Raw genomic sequence first — 20,586 nt, forward strand, 5'->3', positions numbered from 1 at the left:
GCCGTTACGCCGCCCATGCGCACAGCGCTGCGGTGCGGTGGACCATACAGTCCAGTATGGCGCTCACTTTCCGCAAGGCCATGCGGTAAGTTGGACTAAGTAGTCCGTTTGAGTGTCCCCTGAGAGGGCTACTCGGGGCTACTGACTGGAGACGAGCGAAACGAGAAGAGACATGGGGCCATCACCCGCCGCCGTCGAGGTGCGCAAGGACGAGACCACCCGCCTCTACGAGGCACTGATCGATGGCGAGGTCGTCGGCAGCCTGGCTTACGAGACTACTGGGGGACGTGTCTCGCTCACGCACTCGTACGTGGACCAGGACCGCCGGCATCAGGGCATCGCGTCGGCCATCGCGCGCTACGCCCTGGAAGACCTGAGTCGAAGCCAGGCCAAGGTTGGCGTCTACTGCGGTTTCGTCGCCGATTACGTCCAAGCCCACCCCGAGTGGAACGGCACCGTCGACATCAACCGCTCAGCTTTCATCGCCACTCGAACCGTGCGGGACACGACCAGCGGGCACTGAAGATCCACCGTCTTGAAGTCGCTGGTCACGGGCCGGTTGAGTCGCTGATCGGGTACACGTGCAGGTCGAGGGCGCTTGTCGGATCTCGAGGTCATGCGCCCGGGGTGGCCGATCGGCCCTCCTCTCGGGCCGTGGGTCCCTTCACTGCTGCGCGTGAGCGTGCGAACACTGGATTTCGGGGCAGTCGGTGTGCTGCCCGTGATCCGACGGACTGCGGTGGTGAGTGCAGTGTCCGCATCCAGTGACAACGGACCCGGCCCGGTGGCCGAAGGGCCCGACCCCCTGGGAGATCCGTTCCTGCGCACGCGGTTCGCCGTGCCGTCGCGGCCCGCCACCTTCCTTCGGCGAAGACGCCTGTGCGAGCACCTCGACCATGCGCTCGACACGCCGCTGACGATGGTCAACGGCAGCGCCGGCGCGGGCAAGACCCTGCTGGTCGCCGACTGGGCCGCAGGCCTGGGACGGCCGGTGGCCTGGCTCACCCTCGACGCCTCCGACCAGTCACCCGGCCTCTTCTGGGCCCATGTGCTGCAGGCCCTGCGCGAGCGCGGCGTGCGGGAGGTCCGGAAGGCGGGCTGCCCGGCGGACGCCGGCTCGGTGGCCCACGCCCTGCTCGCCCGGCTCGCCGCCGAGCTGAGCGGACGCGACCGGCCCGCGATCCTCGTCCTCGACGAATTCGACCGGGTCACCGCACCGGAGATCGCCGACCAGCTCGCCTTCGTCCTGCACCACGCCGGGCGCGGTCTGCGCACGGTCCTGGTCACCCGCACCGAACCGGTGCTGCCCCTGCACCGGTACCGGGCCGAGGGCACCTTGACCGAGGTCAGGGGCGCCGAACTGGCATTCACCCCCGAGGAGGCGGCCACGCTGCTGGCGCGGCACGGACTGCGGCTCCCCGGCGGTGCCGTCGCCGCCCTCGTGGCGCGTACCCGGGGCTGGGCCGCCGGTCTGCGGCTGAGCGCCCTGGCCGCACAGCGCAGCGGCGACCCCGAGACGTACCTCAAGGAGTTCGAGGCCGGCCACAGCACGATCGCCGACTTCCTGCTGGCCGAGGTGCTCGGCCGGCAGCCCGCCAGGACGCAGGACCTGCTGCTGCGCGTCAGCGTCCTGGACCGGATCTGCCCCGACCTGGCCGACGCGCTCTCGGGCCGACGGGACGCCGGGGCGATCCTCGCCGAGCTGCACCGGGCCAACGCGTTCGTCGAACACCTCGGCCACGACTGGTACGGCCTGCACCCGCTGTTCGCGGAGATCCTCGGCGCCCACCTCAGGGCCCGGTCCCCCGGACTGGAGACCGAACTGCACCGCAGGGCCGCCCGGTGGCTGAGGCACTCCGGTCACCTGCTGGAGGCACTCGCCCACGGTGCGGCGGCGGGCGACTGGGAGTTCACCGCCCGCGCCCTGGTCGACGACCTGGCGATCGGGCAGTTCTTCACGGGGCTGCGCTCCGACGACCTGGGTGAGCTGTTCTCCCGGATGGCACCGGACGTCACCGGTCCGGAGGCCGACCTGGTCCGCGCGGCCCGCGAGCTGGCCGCCGGTGCCCCGGCCCGCGCCGGCCCGTATCTGGAGCACGCCCGGCGGGCCCTTGAGCGCGAGGGGCGGGGCAGAGCGGCAGCACGGCTGAGTTGCGCCCTCCTGGACGCCCTGTCCGCCCGGCTGACCGGTGCTCCGGGCCGGGCCGAGCACGCGGCGGCTCGGGCGGGAGAGATCAAGCAGGACATCGCGCCCGGACTTCTGGACCGGCATCCCGAAGTCACGGCCCTGCTGCAGACCCACCTGGGCTCGGCCCGGCTGTGGGCGGGGCGTTTCGACGACTCCCGGTCCGCCCTGTGCGCCGCGGCCGCCGGCTCCGAGGGGGTGCGTACGGCATTGCCCCGGCAGGAGTGCCTGAGCCAGCTCGCCCTCATCGACTATCTGAACGGCTGGACCGGGCGGGCGGAGCGCGGGGCACTGGCCGCCCTCGCCGAGGCGGAACGGTTCAGTCTGTCCGAGTCGTGGGGCTCCGGCCTAGGGTGCCTGGTCCTGGCCGCGGTCGCCGTCGACCGCGACGAGCTCGACAAGGCCGAGGCACTGCTGGAACGGGCCGGGGCAGAGCAGCCCGTCCCGCCGGACCCGGTGACGGCCGCCGGACGTGCCATCGTCCGGGCGCGTCTCCAGCTCGCCCGCGGCCGGACCCGGGCCGCCCTGGAGACGGCGGAGTCGATCGTCCCTTCCGCGGCGGCGTCACCCTGGGCCCAGGACCACACCGCGCTCGTCGTCTCGGCCGCCCATCTCGCCGAGGGCCGCCCCGAGCCGGCCGTGAAGGCGGTGCAGGACCCGGCGTGCCACCGGACCGCGTGCGCCGTGGCCGCCGCCCGGGCACACCTCGCGGCGGGGAATCCGGACGCGGCGCTGGACCTCCTCGACGGCCTTCCCGCCGAGGAGGGTGCCGGTCCCGCGGTCACGGTCCGGGCCATGCTGGTCCGGGCGGAGGCCGCGGACCGGACGGGCGACCACGACACGGCACGCCGTCTGGTCGGCAGGGCGCTCCTTGACGCCGGCCACGAGCGGCTGAAGCGCCCGTTCGTCGAGTCCGGCCCGTGGATCCGCCGCCTTCTGGGCACGGACCCCGTGCACGGACCGGGCCGGGACCGGCCGGCCGCGCGCTGCGGAGGGGCGAGCGGGGCCGAGCCGTGCGCACTGCCGTCGCCGACGCTGCTCGTCGAGGAGCTCACGGCTCGCGAGTGCGACGTGCTGCGGCGGCTCGCGCAGTTGATGTCCACCGAGGAGATCGCCGCGGACCTGTTCCTGTCGGTCAACACGGTGAAGACCCATCTGAAGAACGCGTATCGCAAACTCGGCGTGAACCGCCGCGGCGAAGCGGTCCGCCGGGCCCGCGAACGCGGCCTTCTGTGAGCCCCCTGCCGGTGGTCCGCTCCAGGCCGGAGCACACCGGCAGCGGTCCGCTCAAGGTTCGGGCCACCGGCAGCGGTCCGGCCGCGTCCACCGTGTATCACCTGCGCAGGGTGAGGCCCGGTGACCGGCCCGGACGGACGATCGCAAGCAGGGGCGCACCTGTCCTCGAGTCACCGCGGGAGTACAGCTGATGCGCTACGAGATCCGCGTCGACGGGGACATGTCGGAGACGCTGGCCCAGGCGTTCCCGGAGCTGGAGCACGTGCGGATGTCCGGCCAGACGGTCCTCTTCGGTCCCGTCGTGGACGAGGCGCACCTGTACGGGCTGCTGGCCCGCTGCCAGTCGCTGGGACTGCGGGTCCTGGAGATGCGCCGCGTCCCGGAATGAGGCCCGCGGCCGAGTGGGCCGCGGGCGGCCCGTGGCGGCGTGCGGGAGACCCCGTGAGGAGGAGTCATGAGCGTTTCGCGTGATGCGGCGGCGCGTACCGGACCCGGGCCCCGGCCCGACGGCGGGGCGTCCGGGGATCCCGGCGACGTGCTGGCGGGCCTCGGCGGTTCCTGGACGTGGCTGCTGGCCTCCGCGCTGGCGACGCTGGTACCGGGGGTCATCGTGCTGGTCTGGCCGGACGAGACCCTTCACGTCCTGGCGGTCGCCGTCGGCCTGTATCTGCTGGTGGTCGGTGTGTTCCGGTTCGTCGCCGCGTTCTCCCCGAAGGAGCACGGCGAACGGCTCTCGCGACTGCTCGTCTCGGTGCTGTTCGTGCTCGCAGGGGTGCTGTGCCTGAGGCATCCGCTGCAGACCGTCGCGGCGCTCTCGCTGATCGTCGGGATCGTCTGGCTCGTGTCCGGCATGCTGACCGCCTACGCCGCGCTCGCCGTGAAGGACCTGGCCCATCGCGGCTTCGTCCTCGGCGCGGCCGCGCTCGGCGTCGTCGCGGGCATCGTCGTGCTGGCGCTGCCCACCCAGTCGGCGCTGGCCCTGACCCGGCTGCTCGGACTGTGGCTCGTCCTGCTCGGTGTGGTCGAACTGGGCGTCGCCTTCGCCTGGCGCTCGGCGCTGCGCAGAACACGGACGGAGCGCGTGCCCGGACCCGGTACGACGCTCTGAGCCCCGGCCCGGTACGACGCTCTGAGCCCCGGCCAGGGCACATCGCTCCGCGCCCCGGCCGCCGTACCGCAGTCCCGACCCGCGCCGGTCTGCGCGCCGGTCTGCGCGCCGGGCGAGCGATCACCCGGTCCGGGTGAGGCGCCCGGCGCCTGCCGTGCGGACGCTGAGAATCGGACATACCGGTCACCGGGTGGAGGCCCGGCGCGGACCGGAACGGAGGCAAGAAATGAGTGCCGACATGTACCTCGCCTACGACTATCCGCTGCTGAGCGCCTTCTGGACGATGCTGTGGTTCTTCCTGTGGATCATGTGGTTCATCCTGCTCTTCCGGGTCGTCCTCGACATCTTCCGTGACGACTCGCTGAACGGCTGGGCCAAGACGGGCTGGCTGGTGTTCTGCATCGTGCTGCCGTTCCTCGGCGTGTTCGTCTACGTCATCGCGCGCGGCAAGAGCATGGGCCGCCGCGAGATCGCACAGGCGCGGGCGCAGCAGAACGCCGTCGACGCTTACATCCGCGAGACGGCGGCCGGTGGCAGGACCAGCAGCGTCGACGAACTCGCCCGGCTGTCCGATCTCCGCTCCCGGGGCGACATCACGGACGAGGAGTTCGCCCGGGCCAAGGACATGGTCCTCGTCGGTGCCGCCCCCGCGGGCCGGGCCACCTCGGTCACCGGCACGCAGAACGCTTCCGGCACCCCCACCTCCCGCGGCTGAGGCCACCGTACGAGCCGGGCACACCGCACGAGACGAAACGAGGCAGAAGATGACCGCGACACCGACCGCCCGTCCGCACGCGAAGCTGGCATGGGCCACCGGCCTGACGGCCTTCGCCGCCGTCATGCTGATGATCGCCGGAGTGTTCGACATCTTCCGGGGCATCATGGGCATCGCCCAGGACAACGTGTTCGTGACGACGCCCAACTATGTCTTCCACTTCGACCTCACCGGCTGGGGCTGGATCCATCTGATCCTCGGCGCACTCGCCGTGATCGTCAGTCTCGGGCTCTTCCAGACGGCGACCTGGGCGCGCGTCGCGGGCGTCACCATCGCCGGATTCATCATCCTCGCGAACTTCCTGTCCCTGCCGTACTACCCGGTCTGGTCGGTCGTGACGATCGCCTTCTCGGCGTTCATCATCTGGGCCCTGTGCGTGGCGCGGCCCGCCGAAGAGCCCCCAGCCCCCGCCAAGGCGGCACCGCGCGGCCCCTAGGGGCCACCGAGCCGAGGGCGGCCGCCGGGCCGCGGCGGCCGTCGGACGTGTGTGGGTGCGCGGTCCCCCCGCCCGGTGTCGGCAGCACCCCGTGGCCCGGCCCGGCACCACCCCATGACCAGGCCCGCCGGCACTGCCGGGCGGGCCTGCGAGGGTGAGGGGACCATGACCCCAACGGTCGTGCCCACCGGGCCGGTCCTCCGGCTCCGACGGATAGTGGTGCGGGACGACGGGTGCCGGCGTTTCCACGAGAACATGGCGCTCCGCGAGCAGGTGGCGCACGCGAACGAGGGACACCGACATGCCCGACGAGCACCCCGAGGGGCCCGACCCCGAGCGGCCGACGTCCCCCGGTACCGGCGGCGAGCGCTCGGAGCTGGAGCAACTCAGAGCCCGGGTCGCCGCGTTGGAGGCGAGCCGGGCGGCACGGCCCTCCCACCACCGCTGGAGGGCCTTCTTCTCGGCGCTCCTCATCGTCCTGAGCTGTGTCCTCGCCCCGCTCGCCGCCGTCGCCGCCTGGACGGCGGACGAGGTCGACGACACCGACCGCTACGTCGCCACGGTGGCGCCCCTGGCGTCCGACCCCGCCGTCCAGGCGGCGGCGGCGAACCGGGTAACCGACGCGGTGATGAGCCACATCGACCTGCCGACCCTGCTCGAAGGCGCCGCCCCCGAGAACCGGCCACTGCTGGAGAAGGCGCTCGGCAAGCTGGGCGGCACCCTGGAGAACGCCGTCCGCAGTTTCGTCCGCGACAAGGCCCAGGACGTCATCGCCTCCGACGTCTTCCGGCGGATCTGGATCGACGCCAACCGTCAGATCCACACCGCCCTCGACAAGGCGCTGACCGGCGGCGGGGGCGCGGTGAAGATCAACAACCAGTCGGTGACCGTCGACCTGGCCCCGGTCGTGGAACGGGTCAAGCAGCGTCTCGTGGACGAGGGCATGACGGTCGCCGCGAGGATTCCGCAGGTCCACACGGACTTCACCGTCCTGCGCTCCGACAAGCTCGGCAAGATGAAGACCTATCTGCGGGTGCTCCGGATCGCCGGGTTCTGGCTGCCGGTGCTGGTGGTGCTGCTCGTCGTCGCGGGTGTGCTGCTGTCCGTGCATCGCCGGCGCGTACTGGTCGCGGCGGTGCTGGCGGTCGCGGTCGCCATGCTGATCCTCGGCCTCGCGCTCACCGTCTTCCGGGAGGTGTATCTGAACGCGCTGCCGGACACCGTCTCGCAGCCGGCCGCCGGGGCGATCTACGACACGCTCACCCGGTATCTGCGCACCTCCGTGCGCAGGGTCGTGGCCCTGGCGGTGGTCATCGCACTGGCGGCCTGGCTGACCGGGCCGGGCCGACGGGCCGGGTTCGTGCGGGAGGCATGGCGGTCGGGGCTGAGAGCCGTCCGCGGCGCGGCGGACCACGTCGGTTTCCGTACCGGCCCGGTCGGGCCCTTCGTCCACCGGTTCCGGACCTGGATCACCTGGATCCTGGTGGCCGCGGCTGTGCTGACGTACCTCCTGTGGAGCTACCCGACGGGCTGGATCGTCCTCGTCATCGCGCTGGTGCTGCTGTTCGCCATGGCCGTCGTCGAGTTCCTCGACGAGCGGACCCCGCCCTCGGCGTCCGCCTCCTCCGGGCCGGCACGAAGACCCGGACCGGAGCCCGGAACGCCGCAGGCAGCCGGCTGACGCCGAGCACCGGTTGGCCTGTCCACCGGTCCACCGGTCCACCGGTCCGCCGGGTCACCGGTTCCGCGGTCCTGTCGGTCCGCCGCTCTCGTCCTCCAGTCCCTCTTCGTCGCGGAGCCTGCGCCACAGACGGGTGCGGTGCAGCACGTAGAGGGCGACGAACAGCACGAGCACCTGCAGTCCGATGGCCAGCAGCCAGAAGACGTCCTTGCTCTCCAACTCGTCGGTCAGGTAGGTGAAGTTCATCCCGAAGAACCCGGTCAGGAACGACAACGGCAGGAAGATCACCGACACCACGGCCAGTCGGTTGATCACCCCGTTCTGCTCACCGGAGACCAGGGAGGAGTAGCTGGCGAACGCACGCCGCGTGGCCTCCTGGAGGGACTCGACGTCCGTGAGGGCCAGCCTCCCGGCCTGCTGGAACTCCCGGGCGAGCCGCTGGCGCTCCTCCGGGAAGCTCCGGCTCAGCATCCTCCGGGTGAGGGTCTCGTCCGTGACCTGGAGGTAGGGCAGGAGGGTGCGGTGCAGCAGGGCGGCCCGCCGGCGCAGCTGAGCCAGACGGTAGACCTGCTCGGGGCGGCGCCTGTCGAACATCTGGTCCTCCAGGTCCTCCACCTTGAGCAGGGCGTCCACGGCGGCCCGGCGGAAGGTCGCCAGGGCCTCCTGGAGCAGCAGGAACAGCACGGCCACGGTGTCGTGGGGTCGCTCCCGCCCCAGCTGTGCCATGAGGCCCTCCACCGACGCGGCCGGTCCGCGCCGGACCGTGATCAGGTGCCGCTCCGTCACCAGGGCGTGCACATGGGTGACCCGGCCCCCTTCGAGCACCGGCAGGACGACCCCGGCCCGGTCCCCGAGGAACTCGGCCCGCACGGGCTCACCCGCCTTGCCGAACCAGGACAGGTGCTCGGCGGGAAGGCCCAGCCGGCGGGTGACCGGCTCTTCGTCGGGCGCCGCCTCCTCGGGAAGTTGCAGGTCGACCAGGAGGAAGTCGGAGACGGCGAGACGCTCACGCGCCTCGGACAGGTCGGTACGAGTGACGACCCCCTCCGGCATCGACACCACCGATACGATCATCGCCCCTCACCGCCGTCACGGACCCGTGAGTCCCACGGTGCGCACGGCGGGCGGCCCGCGCACCCGGGAGGCGCGCAAGCGCCTCACCGGGTGCCTCGAAGGGGTGAGGCGGGCCGGCGGGTGGGATGCGGCTACCGCAGGACGGTGATCCGGTCGGCGGCCGTCGGGGCGTACGGCGCGGACGCGGACGAGTGCGCCGTCAGATAGTCGACCAGCGCGGCCAGGTCGTCCTCGCCGACCAGCTGGTCGGTGCCCTTGGCCAGCTCGGTGAAGCCGTCACCGCCGCCGGCCAGGAAGGAGTTCATGGCGACCCGGTAGGTGGCCGTGGGGTCGATCGGCTCGCCGCCCAGCCGGACGGAGTCCGCCGCGACGCGGTCGGCGCCCGACCTGGTCAGGTCGAGGGTGTAGGTGAGGCCGTCGGAGATCTGGAGGATCTTCGGCACCGCGGCGTTGCCGCCGCTGACCTGCTGCTGCAGCACGGTGATCAGCTGGGCGCCGGTCAGCGTCTTGATGTTGACGGTGTTGCTGAACGGCTGCACGGCGAAGCCCTCGCCGTAGGTGACGACCCCGTCGCCCTCGCCGCCGGAGGCGGCACGGACCAGGTCCGCGCGGATGCCGCCGGGGTTCATCAGGGCCAGGTCGACGTCGCTGTCGACGGTCCTGGCGTACTCCAGCTGGGCGTCGGCGATCAGGTCGCCCAGCGGCGACTCGGGGGTGCTCTCGGTGCCGCGCGTGATGTCGGCCGAGATGTAGCCGACGGCCTTGTCGGCGACCGGGGCGGCGAGCGTCTTCCAGTGGTCGATGAGCCGGGTCAGGTCCGGGGCCTTGGGCTGGGTGCGGTCGACGACGTGGTTGGCGCCCTTGACCGAGGTGCGGACGATGTCGTGGGTGCGCCAGTCGTACTTCATGTCCAGCTCGGTGAAGAGCCGTCCGTAGGAGGCGGCGCTGGTCACCAGGCGGGGGTGGCCGGCCGGGTCGGGGATGGTGCAGACGTAGGCGTTGTGGGTGTGGGCGGTGACGAGGGTGTCGACCTCGGGCGAGACCTTCTTGGCGATGTCCACGATGGGACCGCTCAGACCGGAGCCGCTGCCGCCCGCGTCGCAGTCGTAGTTGTACGCCGACGACACCGGGTAGCCCCCTTCGTGGATGAGCGCGACGATCGCGTGCACGCCCTGCCGCTGGAGGACCTTGGTGTACTTGTTGATCGTCTCGGCCTCGTCGGGGAACTTCAGCCCCTTGACGCCCTCGGCCGAGACGATGTCCGGGGTGCCCTTCAGGGTGACGCCGATGAATCCGACCTTGACGCCCTTGACGTTCTTGACGGTGTACGGCTGGAGGAGCGTACGGCCGGTCTTCTCGTCGATCACGTTGGCCGACAGGATCGGGTAGTCGGCGCCCTCGAAGGTGCGGCCGGTCTCGTAGCAGCCGTCGAGGGGGTGGCAGCCGCCGTTCTGCAGGCGCAGCAGCTCGTCCTTGCCCTCGTCGAACTCGTGGTTGCCGACGCTGGTGACGTCCAGGCCGAGCTTGTTCATGGCCTCGACGGTGGGCTCGTCGTGGAAGAGACCGGACAGCAGCGGGCTGGCGCCGACGATGTCGCCGGCGGCGACGGTCAGCGAACGGGCGTGACCCTTGCGCGCGGTGCGCAGGCTGCTCGCCAGGTACTCGGCACCGCCGGCGTCCACGGACTTCGTGGTGCCGTCCGGCTCCTGTTCGGTGACCCGGCCGGAGGAACCGGCGGGCGGCTCCAGGTTGCCGTGGAAGTCGTTGAGCGCGAGCAGCTGCAGGTCCGTGGGGTGGGTCGGGTGCCCGCCGGGACGGTCCTGGGCGGGGCCGGCCTGGGCGGGAGCGGCGGCGCCGAGCGCGCCCAGCGTGGCCAGCGCGGCGGTGGCGGCGAGCGCGGTGGTGACGGCTCTTCGCGGGGTGCGGCGGCGTTGACGTATCGGAGACATGGTCCCCCCTCTGATGTAACCGGATCAAGACAGACCAGTGGCCGCGGCCTAGGGTCAACGCGCGTAGTTGTCAGGAGCTTTGCGATGACGGACCGCGGGTGGCCGCGGAGTCCTCGCTGCCGGTCCTGACGTAGCCGCGGGAGCGCACGACGTCGTGGGCGAGGCGGGTGAAGGCGCGGGCGGCGGCGCTCTGGTAGCCGCTGCCGCGCCGCAGCAGGGTCACCGTGCGCGCGAGCAGGGGAGGGTCGAGGGGCACGGGTGCGAGGTGGGGGTGGTCGTGGGTGACGGCGTCGGGGAGCACGGTGGCGACCGGAGTGCGCCGGACGATCTCGATGATGGCCTGGATGGAGTTGGCCTCCACCGCGATCCGGGGCCGCACCCGGTGGGCCTCGAGGTGCGCGTCGATGTGCGTGCGCGTGGCGAAGTCGCCGCTGAGCAATGCCAGCTGATAAGCCGTCAGTTCTTGCACGGGCAGTGGGAGGGGGCGGTCGGCGCCGGGGTGGTGGTCGCCGGTGACGAGGCTGAGGGTCTCGGTGAACAGGGTGGTGGCGGTGAGGCCGGGCAGATGGTCGCCGGCGAAGGCGATGCCGAGGTCGAGTTCGTCGGCGAGCAGTGCCGACTCGATGCGGTCCTGGGTCATTTCCCTGACGTCCAGGGTGACGCCGGGGTGGCGGCGGTACAACTCGGCCGTCAGGGGCCCCACCAGGTACGCGGTGAACGTCGGTGTCACCGCGAGCCGCAGGTGGCCGCGGGAGAGGTCCTGGACGTCCTGCACGGCGCGCTGCGCCGCCGCCAGGTCCCGCAGGGCCCGCCGGGCGTACCGCGCGTACGTCTCGCCCGCGTCGGTGAGCCGGACGCTGCGGCCGCTGCGGTCCAGCAGTTGCACGCCGACGGTGCGCTCCAGTTGCCTGACCTGCTGGGACAGAGTGGGCTGGGAGATGCGCAGGTCCTCGGCCGCACGGGTGAAGTTGCCGTGCTCGGCCACGGCCAGCAGATAGCGCAGGTGACGCAGTTCCGGACCCATGCCCCCAATTATAGATGGCAACAATGGCAGCCATGAGTACTGCGTCTTGGACGCTATAGCCCCAGGTCCTGCATGGTGGATCCATCGAGCCGGAAGCCGGAAGCCGGAACCGATTCGGACGGAACTGATTCAGCCGGCCGGAACCCATCGAAGGGAGTGACCCATGCGCGACCTCGCCGAGGGCGTCACGCGCTTCCAGCGGGACGTGCACGCCGCCAGGGCGGACCTGTTCGCCCGGCTGGCCGATCACCACGCGCCGCACACGCTGTTCATCGGCTGCTCCGACGCCCGCGTCGTCCCGGAGCTGATCACGGCCAGCGAGCCGGGAGAGCTGTTCGTCGTCCGCACCGCCGGAAACCTCGTCCCCGCCTACGCCCCCGGCTCCGACGCGGTGACGGCCGGCATCGAGTACGCCGTCGCCGTCCTGGGGGTGTCCCGCATCGTCGTGTGCGGGCACTCCGCCTGCGGCGCCATGACGGCGCTGGCCGAGTGCCACGACCTGAGCGCCGTGCCGACGCTCGCCCAGTGGCTGCGGCACGCGGACGCCTCCCGCGCCCGTGCGGCCGCGCGCGGGGACGTCGCGTCCCTGGTCCGTCAGAACGTGCTCGCCCAGCTGGCCAACCTGGCGACCCATCCCTCGGTGGCCCACGCCCTGGCCGAGGGCGGCCTCACCCTGCACGGCTGGGTCTTCGACATCGCCACCGGAGACGTCGAAGACCTTTCCCCCGCCGGTCCGGTCACGACGCCCGCGGCCTGACCCCGGCTCCACCCCGACCCCTGAAACAGAAGGAGAACCCCTCATGGCGCACGCCCAGTTCGATCCCGCCGCCCGTCAGGCCCTGGCCGCCGCCGCGGTCGAAGCCAAGATCCGCAAGGACCTCACCTGGCAGCAGATCGCGGACGCGGCCGGCCTGTCGGTCGCGTTCACCACCGCCGCCGTGCTCGGCCAGCACGCCCTGCCCGAGCGGTCCGCGCGGGCCGTCGGCGAGCTGCTGGACCTGGACGCCGACGCGGTACGGCTTCTCCAGGCGATCCCGACCCGCGGCTCCATCCCGGGCGGCATCCCGACCGACCCGACCATCTACCGCTTCCACGAGATGCTCCAGGTGTACGGCACCACGCTCAAGGCGCTGGTCCACGAGCAGTTCGGCGACGGCATCATCTCCGCGATCAACTTCCGGCTCGACGTGAAGAAGGTCGCCGACCCCGAGGGCGGCGAGCGCGCGGTGATCACCCTGGACGGCAAGTACCTGCCCACCAAGCCCTTCTGAACCTCCCTCCCCGCCCCCACCGCCACCTGAAGGAGCGACCGTGACCCCCACCGAGCCGAGTGCCGCGGAGATGCGGCACCTGGAACGCGCCGTGGAACTGGCGGAGGAGGCGCTGTGGGCCGGGGACGAGCCGTTCGGCTCGGTTCTGGTAGGCGCCGACGGGCAGGTCCTGGCGGAGGACCGCAACCGGGTCCGCACCCTCGCCGACCGGACCCGGCACCCGGAGTTCGAGCTGGTCCGCTGGGCCACCACCCACCTCACCGAACGGGAACGGGCGGCGGCCACCGTCTACACCTCCGGGGAACACTGCCCCATGTGCTCGGCCGCCCACGGCTGGGCCGGACTGGGCCGTATCGTCTACGCGCACTCGGCGGCCCAGCTCGGCGAGTGGCTGGCAGAGCTGGGCGTGGAGCCGTCCCCGGTGCGCTGCCTGGCGATCCAGGACGTGGTGCCCGGTCTTCCGGTGCAAGGACCCGTTTTGGACCTGGCCGAGCGGCTGCGCGAACTGCACCGCCACTTCCGCCAGCTCCCGCGCGAAGGCGACGCCGGGACGTGAGGCCGCTCCGGGCCGTGACCCCGGCCATGCGCGAGGACGGGCGGTGACGGGGTCATCCGAACGGTTGACCCCACCCGCCGGCACCGGGGCGAGAATGAGAGAGTTCGCCGAGCTCAGCGGGTGTCCGGGCTCAGCACACAGCAGCGAGGAGCAGCCCATGCCGTCCAGGAGCCGGACCTGCCCGGGCGGCCCACCGGCCACCGGCCACGAGGCACGCACGCCGGAGCTCGTCGTCCATCTGGCGTTCTTCCTGCTGCTGGGTTCCTCCCTCGCCCGCTATGTGCAGCGGCACGGGGCCCAGCCCGAGGCGCCCGCCGTCCTCGCCCTGGCCGGCACCCTCGCCGTGCTGTACGTCATCGGTCGCCGTGCGACGGCGGGCCCGGGCCGCACCGCCTCCGGCATGGCCCGGCTCGGCGTGCTGGTCGCGGTCTGGGCCGTGCTGGTCGGCCTGGCGCCCAGCTTCGCCTGGTGCGCGGTGCCCCTCTTCTACACCGCGCTGCGCACCCTGCCGCCGCGCGCCGCCTACGCACTGGTGGCGTTCTTCACCGCCTTCGTGGTCCTCGCGCAGCTGCGTCTCGCCGACCGTTTCGAGGTGGACGTGGTGGTCGGTCCACCGGTCGTGGCCGTCCTGGCGACCGCGGTCTTCACCCACATGGACCGGCAGGCGACCCGGCAGGCCGCCCTGATCCACGATCTCGTGCGCACCCGCCGCGAACTGGCCGCCACCGAGCGCCGTGAAGGCACCCTCGCGGAACGCCAGCGGCTCGCCATGGAGATCCACGACACCCTGGCCCAGAGCCTGTCCAGCCAGCGGATGCTGCTCCAGGCCGCCGACCGGCTGTGGGACAGCGATCCGGGACGCGCCCGCGAGCATGTGCGCAGCGCCGCCTCCATCGCCGAGCGCAGCCTGACGGAGGCCCGCCGCTTCGTCCACGACCTCGCGCCCGCCGACCTCGCCGAAGGCGGCGGCCTGGAGGCGGCCCTGCGCGGCCTCGCCTCCCGCGAGACGACGGACGCACGCACGGTGACCTGCGTCGTCGACGGCACTCCGGCGCCGGGCGCGCTGCCCGACCGGGTGCAGTCCGCGCTGCTGCGCATCGCGCAGGGCGCCCTCGCCAACGTCCGGGAGCACTCCGGTGCCACCCGGGCCGCGCTCACCCTCACCCACCTCGGCGACCAGGTCCGTCTGGACATCGCCGACAACGGCCGCGGTCTCGACACGGCCGCACTGCCGGAGCGCGCCGAGGGGGTCCGCGGGCACGGGCTGCCCGCGATCCGCGCCCGGGTCGGCCAGCTGGGCGGCACCCTCACCATCGAGTCCGCGCCCGGTGAGGGCACCGTGGTGTCCGCGGCCGTGCCGCTGCACCCCGCCACCGTGGAGGTCCCCGCGCCATGAACCGTGCCGAACCGAACGCACACCCGGGACCCGGGCCCGAACGGCCCGCGTCCTCCGCCCGGCCCGTCCGGCTCGTGCTGTGCGACGACCACGCCGTGGTCCGCGCCGGACTGCGCGCCCTGCTCGGCAGCGCCGAGGGCGTCGAGGTGGTCGGAGAGGCGGACAGCGGCGCCGAGGCCGTCGCGCTCGCCACGAAGCTCGCCCCCGACGTCATGCTCATGGACCTGCAACTCGGCGCCGGGATGGACGGCGTGGAGGCGACCCGGCGGATCACCGCGGACTCCGCCGGCGCGGTGCACGTCCTCGTCCTCACCACGTACGACACCGACGCCGACATCACCCGCGCCATCGAGGCCGGCGCCACCGGCTACCTGCTCAAGGCGGAGCGCCCCGAGGAGCTGCTCACGGCCATCCACAGCGCCGCGGCCGGCCGCACCACGCTGTCCGCGCCCGTCGCCCACCGGGTCATGGCCCGTATGCGCAGCCCGCGCCCCGGCCTCACCGACCGCGAGCGCGACATCCTCGGTCAGCTGGCCCGCGGGCTGACCAACCGCGACATCGCCAAGGCCCTCTTCCTCAGCGAGGCCACGGTCAAGACCCATCTGGGCCGCATCTACGACAAGCTCGGCGTCGACACCCGCGCGGGCGCCGTCGCCGTCGCCAAGGAGCAGCGCCTGCTGCCGTGACCTCTCACCGAGGCCGGGCGTCCGCCCGCGAGACGGCCAGGTAGCCGACGAAGCCGAGGATCGCGACCGTCCAGGAGAGGGTGACCGGGCCCAGGCCCAGACCGAGCCCTCCCCGGGCGCCCGGCAGGGCCATCCAGTCCGCGATCGAGGCGCCGAGGGGGCGGGTGATGACGTACGCCGTCCAGAAGGCGGTCACCGCGCCCAGCGTGCCGGCGCGGTGGGCGAGCGCGGGGACGCATATCGCCACCGCGAAGAGCACGACGGAGCCGAGGTAGCCGAAGCCGGCGGTCGCGGTGAGATCGCCCGCCGCGGTGCCGAGCGCGAACGTGGCCAGGACCGCCGCCCAGTAGAAGGCCTCACGGCGGCGGCTGCGGACACTGTGGATCGACAGGGTCCGCTCGACGGCGAACCAGAGGCCGAAGACCGCGGCCAGCGCGATCAGGAAGCCAGGGGTCGAGACGGCGTAGGGGACGCCGAGGCCGACGTGGAGGACGTCGGCGGCCATGGTGCCGAACACGCTCACCATGACGACGGCCGTCCAGTAGATCCAGGGCACGTAGCGGCGGACGGCGAACTGCAGGACCAGCGAGGCGACCAGGGCCAGAGCACCGAGCGCGACCGCCGGGACGGGGCCGAGGAGCCGGGCCAGGAAGTCGGACGCCGTCTCGCCCATGCCGGTGGTCAGCACCTTGATGACCCAGAAGTAGACGGTCACCTCCGGCACCTTGTTCGCCAGGACGCGGACGCGGGCGTGGCCGTGCGGCCGGCGACCGTCACGGCGGTCGTCGAGGACGTGCTCTGTGCTCATGGCGGGCACGATCGCATGATCAACTGGCGCTTTCCCAGACCTCTTTGCCAGGGTTTTGGCGGTTGTGGTGCAGGAGTTGCCCGAGAGAAAACCTCAGCACCACACACCGGCGCCGTTTCCGCCTCAGTACCCGTAACCGACGTGCGCGAGCGCCTGCTTCAGCAGCACCCCGTGCCCGCCGGGCATCTCGCTCTGCACCGCCGGGGAGGCCGCCTCCTGCGGGCTGAACCAGACCAGGTCCAGGGCGTCCTGCCGGGGCCGGCAGTCGCCGGTGACCGGGACGATGTAGGCGAGCGACACGGCGTGCTGGCGCGGGTCGTGGTACGGCGTGATACCGGCCGTGGGGAAGTACTCGGCGACGGTGAAGGGCTGCAGCGAGGCGGGCACGCGGGGCAGCGCCACCGGCCCGAGGTCCTTCTCCAGGTGGCGCAGCAGGGCGTCGCGGACCCGCTCGTGGTGGAGCACCCGGCCGGAGACCAGGGTCCGGCTGACCGTTCCGTCCGGGCCGATGCGCAGCAGCAGGCCGATGCTGGTCACTTCGCCGCTGTCGTCGACGCGCACGGGAACCGCCTCGACGTACAGGATCGGCATGCGGGCGCGCGCCGACTCCAGTTCGTCGCTGGTCAGCCAACCGGGCGTGGTTTCGGTCATGTCAGACATTGCTTGATCATACTTTCCGGGTGGGGCGCCCGCTGGGGTCGCGGGCCGGTTCGGATACGGGCGGTCCGTAGAGTCGGCGGGCGTTGTCGCGGCCCGTCCAGGCAGCGATCCGCAGGGCGTCGGGCAGGCTCAACTCGTCGGCGTCCACGCGGCTCTGCAGCAGACCGGCGAGCCCCTGCCGGAAGGACAGGGCACCCAGGTGGTGGAACTCGGCCACCCCGTAGGCGTCGGAGCTGTACAGCAGCTTACGGAACGGGGTGATCTCCAGCGCCTCCTCCAGCACCGCGCGGGAGCGGGCCGGGCCGGTGTAGTGCAGCGCCAGACCCACGTCCAGGTACACCTGCTCGAACACCGCGGCGAGATAGGCGGCCTGGCGCTGGTAGGGCCAGCAGTGCAGCAGCAGCACGGGGATCGTGCCGGCGGTCAGGTGCAGCCAGTCGGTGAGCAGCGCGGGGTCGGCGCGGTGCAGCCGTACGTCCGCGTCGCCGAAGCCGGTGTGCAGTTGCAGGGGCAGGCCCAGGTCGACGGCCGTCCACAGCAGGTGCCGGGTCAGGACCGGGTCCGTGAGCCGGCCGCCGTGCGCGAGCCAGCGGGCGGCCGCCCCGGTCACCTCGGTGTCCGCGGGCCGCGCGGGGTCCAGGGCGAATCCGGTGCGGTAGGCCGCCACCGACTTCACCGCCACCACACCGGGCCGACGTACGGCCTCCTCGGCGGCCGACCGCACCACCGCCGCGTACTCGCCCGCCTCGACGCCCCGCGCGGCCACTGCCTCGGCGATCTGCTCCAGCCGTACGACCTCACAGCCGGCGGCGCCCGCGCAGCGGCCCAGTTCGGCGGGGGAGGTGACCGGGTGCGGGGCGTAGCCCGTGTCTACGCAGAACGTCCCGGCTCCCGCGGCGGTCAGAAAACGGCGGTTGACCTCCTGCCAGCCGAGCTCCGCACGCCGGGCCAGGTAGTCGGCCGGTGGCGCGTGCCGGGGCAGGTCCAGCAGGGGCGCGCAGTGGCGGCGTACGGCCACGCCGACGGGACTGTCGAAGGGCGAGACCCCGGGCCAGGCCTCGCCCTCGGTGATGAGGGACGCGAACTGCTCGTGGGTGAGGTCGGCCGTGACGGCACCGTGGCAGTGGTGGTCCACCAGCCGCAGCGCGGCGAGGGCCTCGTGGACCGGCCCGGCTCCGGCCGGCGCACCCATCAGTACCTCCACCGGTAGGCCGCCGCCACCTGCTCGTCGTCGAGTCCGGCGACGGCCGCGATCTCCCCCTCGCGTACGGCGGTCACCGCGTCGGCCAGGACGGGACCGAGGGCGGCGCGCAGCACTTCGTCCGTGCGGAACACGGCGACGGCCTCCGCGAGGGAGGTCGGCAGGCGCCGTACACCCCGGTCCGCGGCCACTGTCTCGTCGAGCCGTGCCGGGTCGCCGGTGGTCTCCTCGGGCAGCGGCGCCGACGACGTGATCCCGTCCAGACCGGCGGCGATCAGGCAGCCGAGCGCCAGATACGGGTTGGCCGCGAGGTCGACCGGCTTGATCTCCAGGTTCGCGGCCCGGTCGCGCACCCCGAGGGTCCCGGTGACCACCCGCAGCGCCGCCTCGCGGGTCTCCCGGCCCCACACGGTGAACACTCCGGCCCACTGGGAGGGCTTCAGACGCAGATAGCTGGCCGGGCTCGGCGCGGTCACCGCGGTGAGCGCGGGCAGACGGGCCAGCAGACCGGCGGTGAAGGACTCCGCCTCCGGCGTCATGCCGTACCGGCCCCGGCCGCCGGCGTGCAGGTTGGTCCCCCCGCGCCACGCCGACAGGTGGACATGGCCGCCGTTGCCGACGCCCTCGCCGCGGACGGCCGGGGCGAAGGAGACCCTCAGCCCGTGCCGCAGGGCCACCGCCCGGATCGTCTGCCGCACCAGCACGCTCCGGTCGGCCGCCGCCACCGGATCCAGGGCACCGGCCGAGATCTCGAACTGCCCGGCGGCGTACTCGGGGTGGAGCTGGTCGACGTCCACACCCTGCGCCGCGCAGGCCGCCAGCAGGTCGGCGGTGTAGTCGCTCAGCTCCACCTGGCGGATCGCGCCGTACGCGGGACCCGACACCGCCGGCTCGAAATCGCCCTCCGGTGCGCTCGCCCGGCCCACGGCCCACTCGATCTCGACGGCCGCCTTGAAGGTCAGGCCGTGGCGCCGCTCGGCGTCGGCGACGATCCGGCGCAGGAAGGTACGGCCGCAGCCGGGGTGCCGCTCGCCCTCCTGGGTGATCCGGTCCACCGGCGCCCAGGCCCAGCCGGGCTGCGCGGACAGCACCACCAGACGGTCGAGGTCCGGGTAGAGCCGCAGGTCGCCGTCCGGGGAGCCGAGGACGTCGGTGGTGACGATCGAGTCGTCGGCCAGGAAGGTGTCGAACACCGGCGACATCCCCACGCCCCACGCCGCCGCCGCGGGCAGTTTCGCCACCGGGACCGTCTTGATCCTGCCGATCCCCGCGGTGTCGACATAGGCCAGTACGACACCGTGCACGCCCCGGCCGGCCAGCTCGCCGGCGAGCGCGGTGGCCCGTTCGACGTCACCGGGACGCCCGCCGGGGACCGGGTCGGCAAGGGGGGTCATACGTCCTCCTCGGGGCTCGGGCGCGGTGCGCGGCCGTGCGTCAGGGTTTCACGGCCACCGCGCCGAACTGCGGCACCGCGGCGGGGGCGCCCGCCTCGGGCCGCCACCGCGAGCACGGCACCAGGCCCGGTTCCACCAGGTCCAGGCCCTCGAAGAAGGCGGCGACCTCGGCGCGGGAGCGGGCGGTGATCGCGGGAGTGGCGTTCTCGTTCCAGAAGCGCATGGCCGCCGCGTTGCCCTCGCCGCCGAGGTCGGCGTCGAAGGTGGGGTGGGTCAGGGCCAGACAGCTGCCGGACGGGACCGCGGCCATGACACGGCGGACGATGTCGCGGGCCGTGCCCGTGTCCAGGACGAAGTTCAGGATGCCGAGCATCATGACCGCGACCGGCCGGCCGAAGTCCAGGGTCGCGGCGGCGCGCTCCACGATGGCGTCCGGGTCGCGCACGTCGGCGTCGACGTAGTCGGTGAGGCCCTCGGGGGCACTGGTCAGCAGCGTGCGGGCGTGGGTGAGGACGATCGGGTCGTTGTCGACGTACACGATCCGGGACTCGGGGGCGATCCTCTGGGCCAGCTCGTGGGTGTTGTCGACCGTCGGCAGCCCGGTGCCGATGTCGAGGAACTGCCGCACCCCGCGCTCGGCGGCCAGGAAGCGGACCGCCCGCCCGAGGAACTCGCGGTCCGCGCGGGCCACCTCCCGGATCACCGGGAACAGTCCCGCCACGTGCTCACCGACCTGCCGGTCGACCAGGTAGTTGTCCTTGCCGCCCAGCCAGTAGTTCCACACACGCGCGTTGTGTGCCACACCGGTGTCCACGCTCGGCGGCTCGTCCGAGGGGGAGTGGCTCTCGTTCACGTCTGCGCTCCCGTGTCGTGGTCGTCCGTGTCGTCGGTCTCGCGGTGCGTGCGTGCCGTCGCCGCCATTGTGCCGTCCGGTGATCACCCTGTCCCGGGAATCGGCGGACAGGACGGCAGGACGGTGACGGGCCGTCGGCAGCCCGGTCGTGGCGCGGGGGAGTGTTCGCCCGGCGGCCGTGAGACGTGTTTGCCCCGGAGCCGTCGAACGTGTTTGCCTCGGAGATCGGCGCGGCGCCGTCACCAGGGCGCCGGCGCACGACCGCCCGCCCCGGCGCGCCCCGCGCGCCCCCG

The 20,586-nt window shown here is 72.8% G+C and carries 20 protein-coding genes; 12 read left to right on the top strand and 8 right to left on the bottom strand.

Annotated features, from left to right (window positions below; translation table 11 throughout):
* Positions 1-172 precede the first annotated feature (172 nt).
* From IE318_RS25785 to IE318_RS25815, 7 genes are all read left to right on the top strand, one after another.
* Positions 173-523 carry a GNAT family N-acetyltransferase gene (locus tag IE318_RS25785; RefSeq protein WP_189904090.1) on the top strand — a complete coding sequence of 117 codons (351 nt, stop codon included), beginning with the start codon at positions 173-175 and terminating at the stop codon, positions 521-523.
* A 228-nt stretch (positions 524-751) separates the two neighbouring features.
* The gene (locus IE318_RS25790; RefSeq protein ID WP_229903747.1) at positions 752-3,421 is read left to right on the top strand and encodes a helix-turn-helix transcriptional regulator; all 2,670 of its coding nucleotides are present in this window, start codon (positions 752-754) and stop codon (positions 3,419-3,421) included.
* A gap of 190 nt (positions 3,422-3,611) precedes the next feature.
* Entirely contained in the window at positions 3,612-3,809 is a 198-nt protein-coding gene (locus IE318_RS25795; RefSeq protein WP_030176687.1) for a DUF8691 family protein, read from the top strand.
* 66 nt (positions 3,810-3,875) lie between these two features.
* Positions 3,876-4,529 carry an HdeD family acid-resistance protein gene (locus IE318_RS25800; RefSeq protein ID WP_189904092.1) on the top strand — a complete coding sequence of 218 codons (654 nt, stop codon included), beginning with the start codon at positions 3,876-3,878 and terminating at the stop codon, positions 4,527-4,529.
* Positions 4,530-4,755: 226 nt separating this feature from the next.
* A complete protein-coding gene (locus IE318_RS25805) occupies positions 4,756-5,244 on the top strand; it encodes an SHOCT domain-containing protein (RefSeq protein ID WP_189904094.1) in 489 nt (162 codons plus the stop codon).
* Between the two features lie 49 nt (positions 5,245-5,293).
* A complete protein-coding gene (locus tag IE318_RS25810; RefSeq protein ID WP_030176696.1) occupies positions 5,294-5,740 on the top strand; it encodes a DUF7144 family membrane protein in 447 nt (148 codons plus the stop codon).
* Positions 5,741-6,041: 301 nt separating this feature from the next.
* Positions 6,042-7,421 carry a hypothetical protein gene (locus IE318_RS25815; protein ID WP_189904096.1) on the top strand — a complete coding sequence of 460 codons (1,380 nt, stop codon included), beginning with the start codon at positions 6,042-6,044 and terminating at the stop codon, positions 7,419-7,421.
* 54 nt (positions 7,422-7,475) lie between these two features.
* On the opposite strand, the gene IE318_RS25820 is transcribed toward IE318_RS25815, so the two are convergent.
* From IE318_RS25820 to cynR, 3 genes are all read right to left on the bottom strand, one after another.
* Positions 7,476-8,495 (bottom strand): magnesium transporter CorA family protein, encoded by a 1,020-nt coding sequence (locus IE318_RS25820; RefSeq protein WP_229903748.1) that lies wholly within the window; start codon positions 8,493-8,495, stop codon positions 7,476-7,478.
* Positions 8,496-8,626: 131 nt separating this feature from the next.
* Positions 8,627-10,444 (bottom strand): bifunctional metallophosphatase/5'-nucleotidase, encoded by a 1,818-nt coding sequence (locus IE318_RS25825; RefSeq protein WP_189904098.1) that lies wholly within the window; start codon positions 10,442-10,444, stop codon positions 8,627-8,629.
* Positions 10,445-10,514: 70 nt separating this feature from the next.
* Positions 10,515-11,468, bottom strand: coding sequence for a transcriptional regulator CynR (gene cynR / locus IE318_RS25830; protein ID WP_189904100.1), 954 nt, complete (start codon positions 11,466-11,468; stop codon positions 10,515-10,517).
* Positions 11,469-11,631: 163 nt separating this feature from the next.
* Here cynR and IE318_RS25835 point away from each other — a divergent pair, with 163 nt between their 5' ends.
* The 5 genes from IE318_RS25835 to IE318_RS25855 all read left to right on the top strand — a co-directional run bounded on the left by IE318_RS25835 (position 11,632) and on the right by IE318_RS25855 (position 15,377).
* Positions 11,632-12,225 (top strand): carbonic anhydrase, encoded by a 594-nt coding sequence (locus IE318_RS25835; RefSeq protein ID WP_189904102.1) that lies wholly within the window; start codon positions 11,632-11,634, stop codon positions 12,223-12,225.
* 43 nt (positions 12,226-12,268) lie between these two features.
* On the top strand, positions 12,269-12,739 hold the full coding sequence (cynS, locus tag IE318_RS25840) for a cyanase (protein WP_189904104.1): 471 nt from the start codon (positions 12,269-12,271) through the stop codon (positions 12,737-12,739).
* Between the two features lie 70 nt (positions 12,740-12,809).
* The gene (locus IE318_RS25845; protein ID WP_189904218.1) at positions 12,810-13,295 is read left to right on the top strand and encodes a nucleoside deaminase; all 486 of its coding nucleotides are present in this window, start codon (positions 12,810-12,812) and stop codon (positions 13,293-13,295) included.
* Between the two features lie 157 nt (positions 13,296-13,452).
* Positions 13,453-14,691, top strand: coding sequence for a sensor histidine kinase (locus tag IE318_RS25850; RefSeq protein WP_189904106.1), 1,239 nt, complete (start codon positions 13,453-13,455; stop codon positions 14,689-14,691).
* Entirely contained in the window at positions 14,688-15,377 is a 690-nt protein-coding gene (locus IE318_RS25855; protein ID WP_229903749.1) for a response regulator, read from the top strand. The genes IE318_RS25850 and IE318_RS25855 overlap by 4 nt, the downstream gene beginning before the upstream one ends.
* Before the next feature lie 4 nt (positions 15,378-15,381).
* On the opposite strand, the gene IE318_RS25860 is transcribed toward IE318_RS25855, so the two are convergent.
* The 5 genes from IE318_RS25860 to IE318_RS25880 form a co-directional block, all read right to left on the bottom strand.
* The gene (locus tag IE318_RS25860) at positions 15,382-16,185 is read right to left on the bottom strand and encodes a COG4705 family protein (protein WP_189904108.1); all 804 of its coding nucleotides are present in this window, start codon (positions 16,183-16,185) and stop codon (positions 15,382-15,384) included.
* A 123-nt stretch (positions 16,186-16,308) separates the two neighbouring features.
* Positions 16,309-16,845 carry an NUDIX hydrolase family protein gene (locus tag IE318_RS25865; RefSeq protein ID WP_107473393.1) on the bottom strand — a complete coding sequence of 179 codons (537 nt, stop codon included), beginning with the start codon at positions 16,843-16,845 and terminating at the stop codon, positions 16,309-16,311.
* A 7-nt stretch (positions 16,846-16,852) separates the two neighbouring features.
* On the bottom strand, positions 16,853-18,037 hold the full coding sequence (locus IE318_RS25870) for an amidohydrolase family protein (protein ID WP_189904110.1): 1,185 nt from the start codon (positions 18,035-18,037) through the stop codon (positions 16,853-16,855).
* Entirely contained in the window at positions 18,037-19,440 is a 1,404-nt protein-coding gene (locus IE318_RS25875; protein ID WP_189904112.1) for a type I glutamate--ammonia ligase, read from the bottom strand. Before IE318_RS25875 ends, IE318_RS25870 begins: the two co-directional genes overlap by 1 nt.
* Positions 19,441-19,480: 40 nt before the next feature.
* Entirely contained in the window at positions 19,481-20,293 is an 813-nt protein-coding gene (locus IE318_RS25880) for an SAM-dependent methyltransferase (protein ID WP_189904114.1), read from the bottom strand.
* Positions 20,294-20,586 lie beyond the last annotated feature (293 nt).

The sequence above is a fragment of the Streptomyces spiralis genome (assembly GCF_014654675.1).
Taxonomy (GTDB): domain Bacteria; phylum Actinomycetota; class Actinomycetes; order Streptomycetales; family Streptomycetaceae; genus Streptomyces; species Streptomyces spiralis.

Excerpts from the sequence above, each read along its gene's own strand:
- IE318_RS25820 (WP_229903748.1), bottom strand. The coding sequence starts at position 8,495 with ATGATCGTATCGGTGGTGTCGATGCCGGAGGGGGTCGTCACTCGTACC.
- IE318_RS25800 (WP_189904092.1), top strand. The coding sequence starts at position 3,876 with ATGAGCGTTTCGCGTGATGCGGCGGCGCGTACCGGACCCGGGCCCCGG.
- cynS (WP_189904104.1), top strand. The coding sequence starts at position 12,269 with ATGGCGCACGCCCAGTTCGATCCCGCCGCCCGTCAGGCCCTGGCCGCC.
- IE318_RS25865 (WP_107473393.1), bottom strand. The coding sequence starts at position 16,845 with ATGTCTGACATGACCGAAACCACGCCCGGTTGGCTGACCAGCGACGAA.
- IE318_RS25785 (WP_189904090.1), top strand. The coding sequence starts at position 173 with ATGGGGCCATCACCCGCCGCCGTCGAGGTGCGCAAGGACGAGACCACC.
- IE318_RS25795 (WP_030176687.1), top strand. The coding sequence starts at position 3,612 with ATGCGCTACGAGATCCGCGTCGACGGGGACATGTCGGAGACGCTGGCC.
- IE318_RS25815 (WP_189904096.1), top strand. The coding sequence starts at position 6,042 with ATGCCCGACGAGCACCCCGAGGGGCCCGACCCCGAGCGGCCGACGTCC.
- IE318_RS25810 (WP_030176696.1), top strand. The coding sequence starts at position 5,294 with ATGACCGCGACACCGACCGCCCGTCCGCACGCGAAGCTGGCATGGGCC.
- IE318_RS25835 (WP_189904102.1), top strand. The coding sequence starts at position 11,632 with ATGCGCGACCTCGCCGAGGGCGTCACGCGCTTCCAGCGGGACGTGCAC.
- IE318_RS25845 (WP_189904218.1), top strand. The coding sequence starts at position 12,810 with ATGCGGCACCTGGAACGCGCCGTGGAACTGGCGGAGGAGGCGCTGTGG.
- cynR (WP_189904100.1), bottom strand. The coding sequence starts at position 11,468 with ATGGGTCCGGAACTGCGTCACCTGCGCTATCTGCTGGCCGTGGCCGAG.
- IE318_RS25875 (WP_189904112.1), bottom strand. The coding sequence starts at position 19,440 with ATGACCCCCCTTGCCGACCCGGTCCCCGGCGGGCGTCCCGGTGACGTC.
- IE318_RS25825 (WP_189904098.1), bottom strand. The coding sequence starts at position 10,444 with ATGTCTCCGATACGTCAACGCCGCCGCACCCCGCGAAGAGCCGTCACC.
- IE318_RS25860 (WP_189904108.1), bottom strand. The coding sequence starts at position 16,185 with ATGAGCACAGAGCACGTCCTCGACGACCGCCGTGACGGTCGCCGGCCG.
- IE318_RS25805 (WP_189904094.1), top strand. The coding sequence starts at position 4,756 with ATGAGTGCCGACATGTACCTCGCCTACGACTATCCGCTGCTGAGCGCC.
- IE318_RS25850 (WP_189904106.1), top strand. The coding sequence starts at position 13,453 with ATGCCGTCCAGGAGCCGGACCTGCCCGGGCGGCCCACCGGCCACCGGC.
- IE318_RS25870 (WP_189904110.1), bottom strand. The coding sequence starts at position 18,037 with ATGGGTGCGCCGGCCGGAGCCGGGCCGGTCCACGAGGCCCTCGCCGCG.
- IE318_RS25855 (WP_229903749.1), top strand. The coding sequence starts at position 14,688 with ATGAACCGTGCCGAACCGAACGCACACCCGGGACCCGGGCCCGAACGG.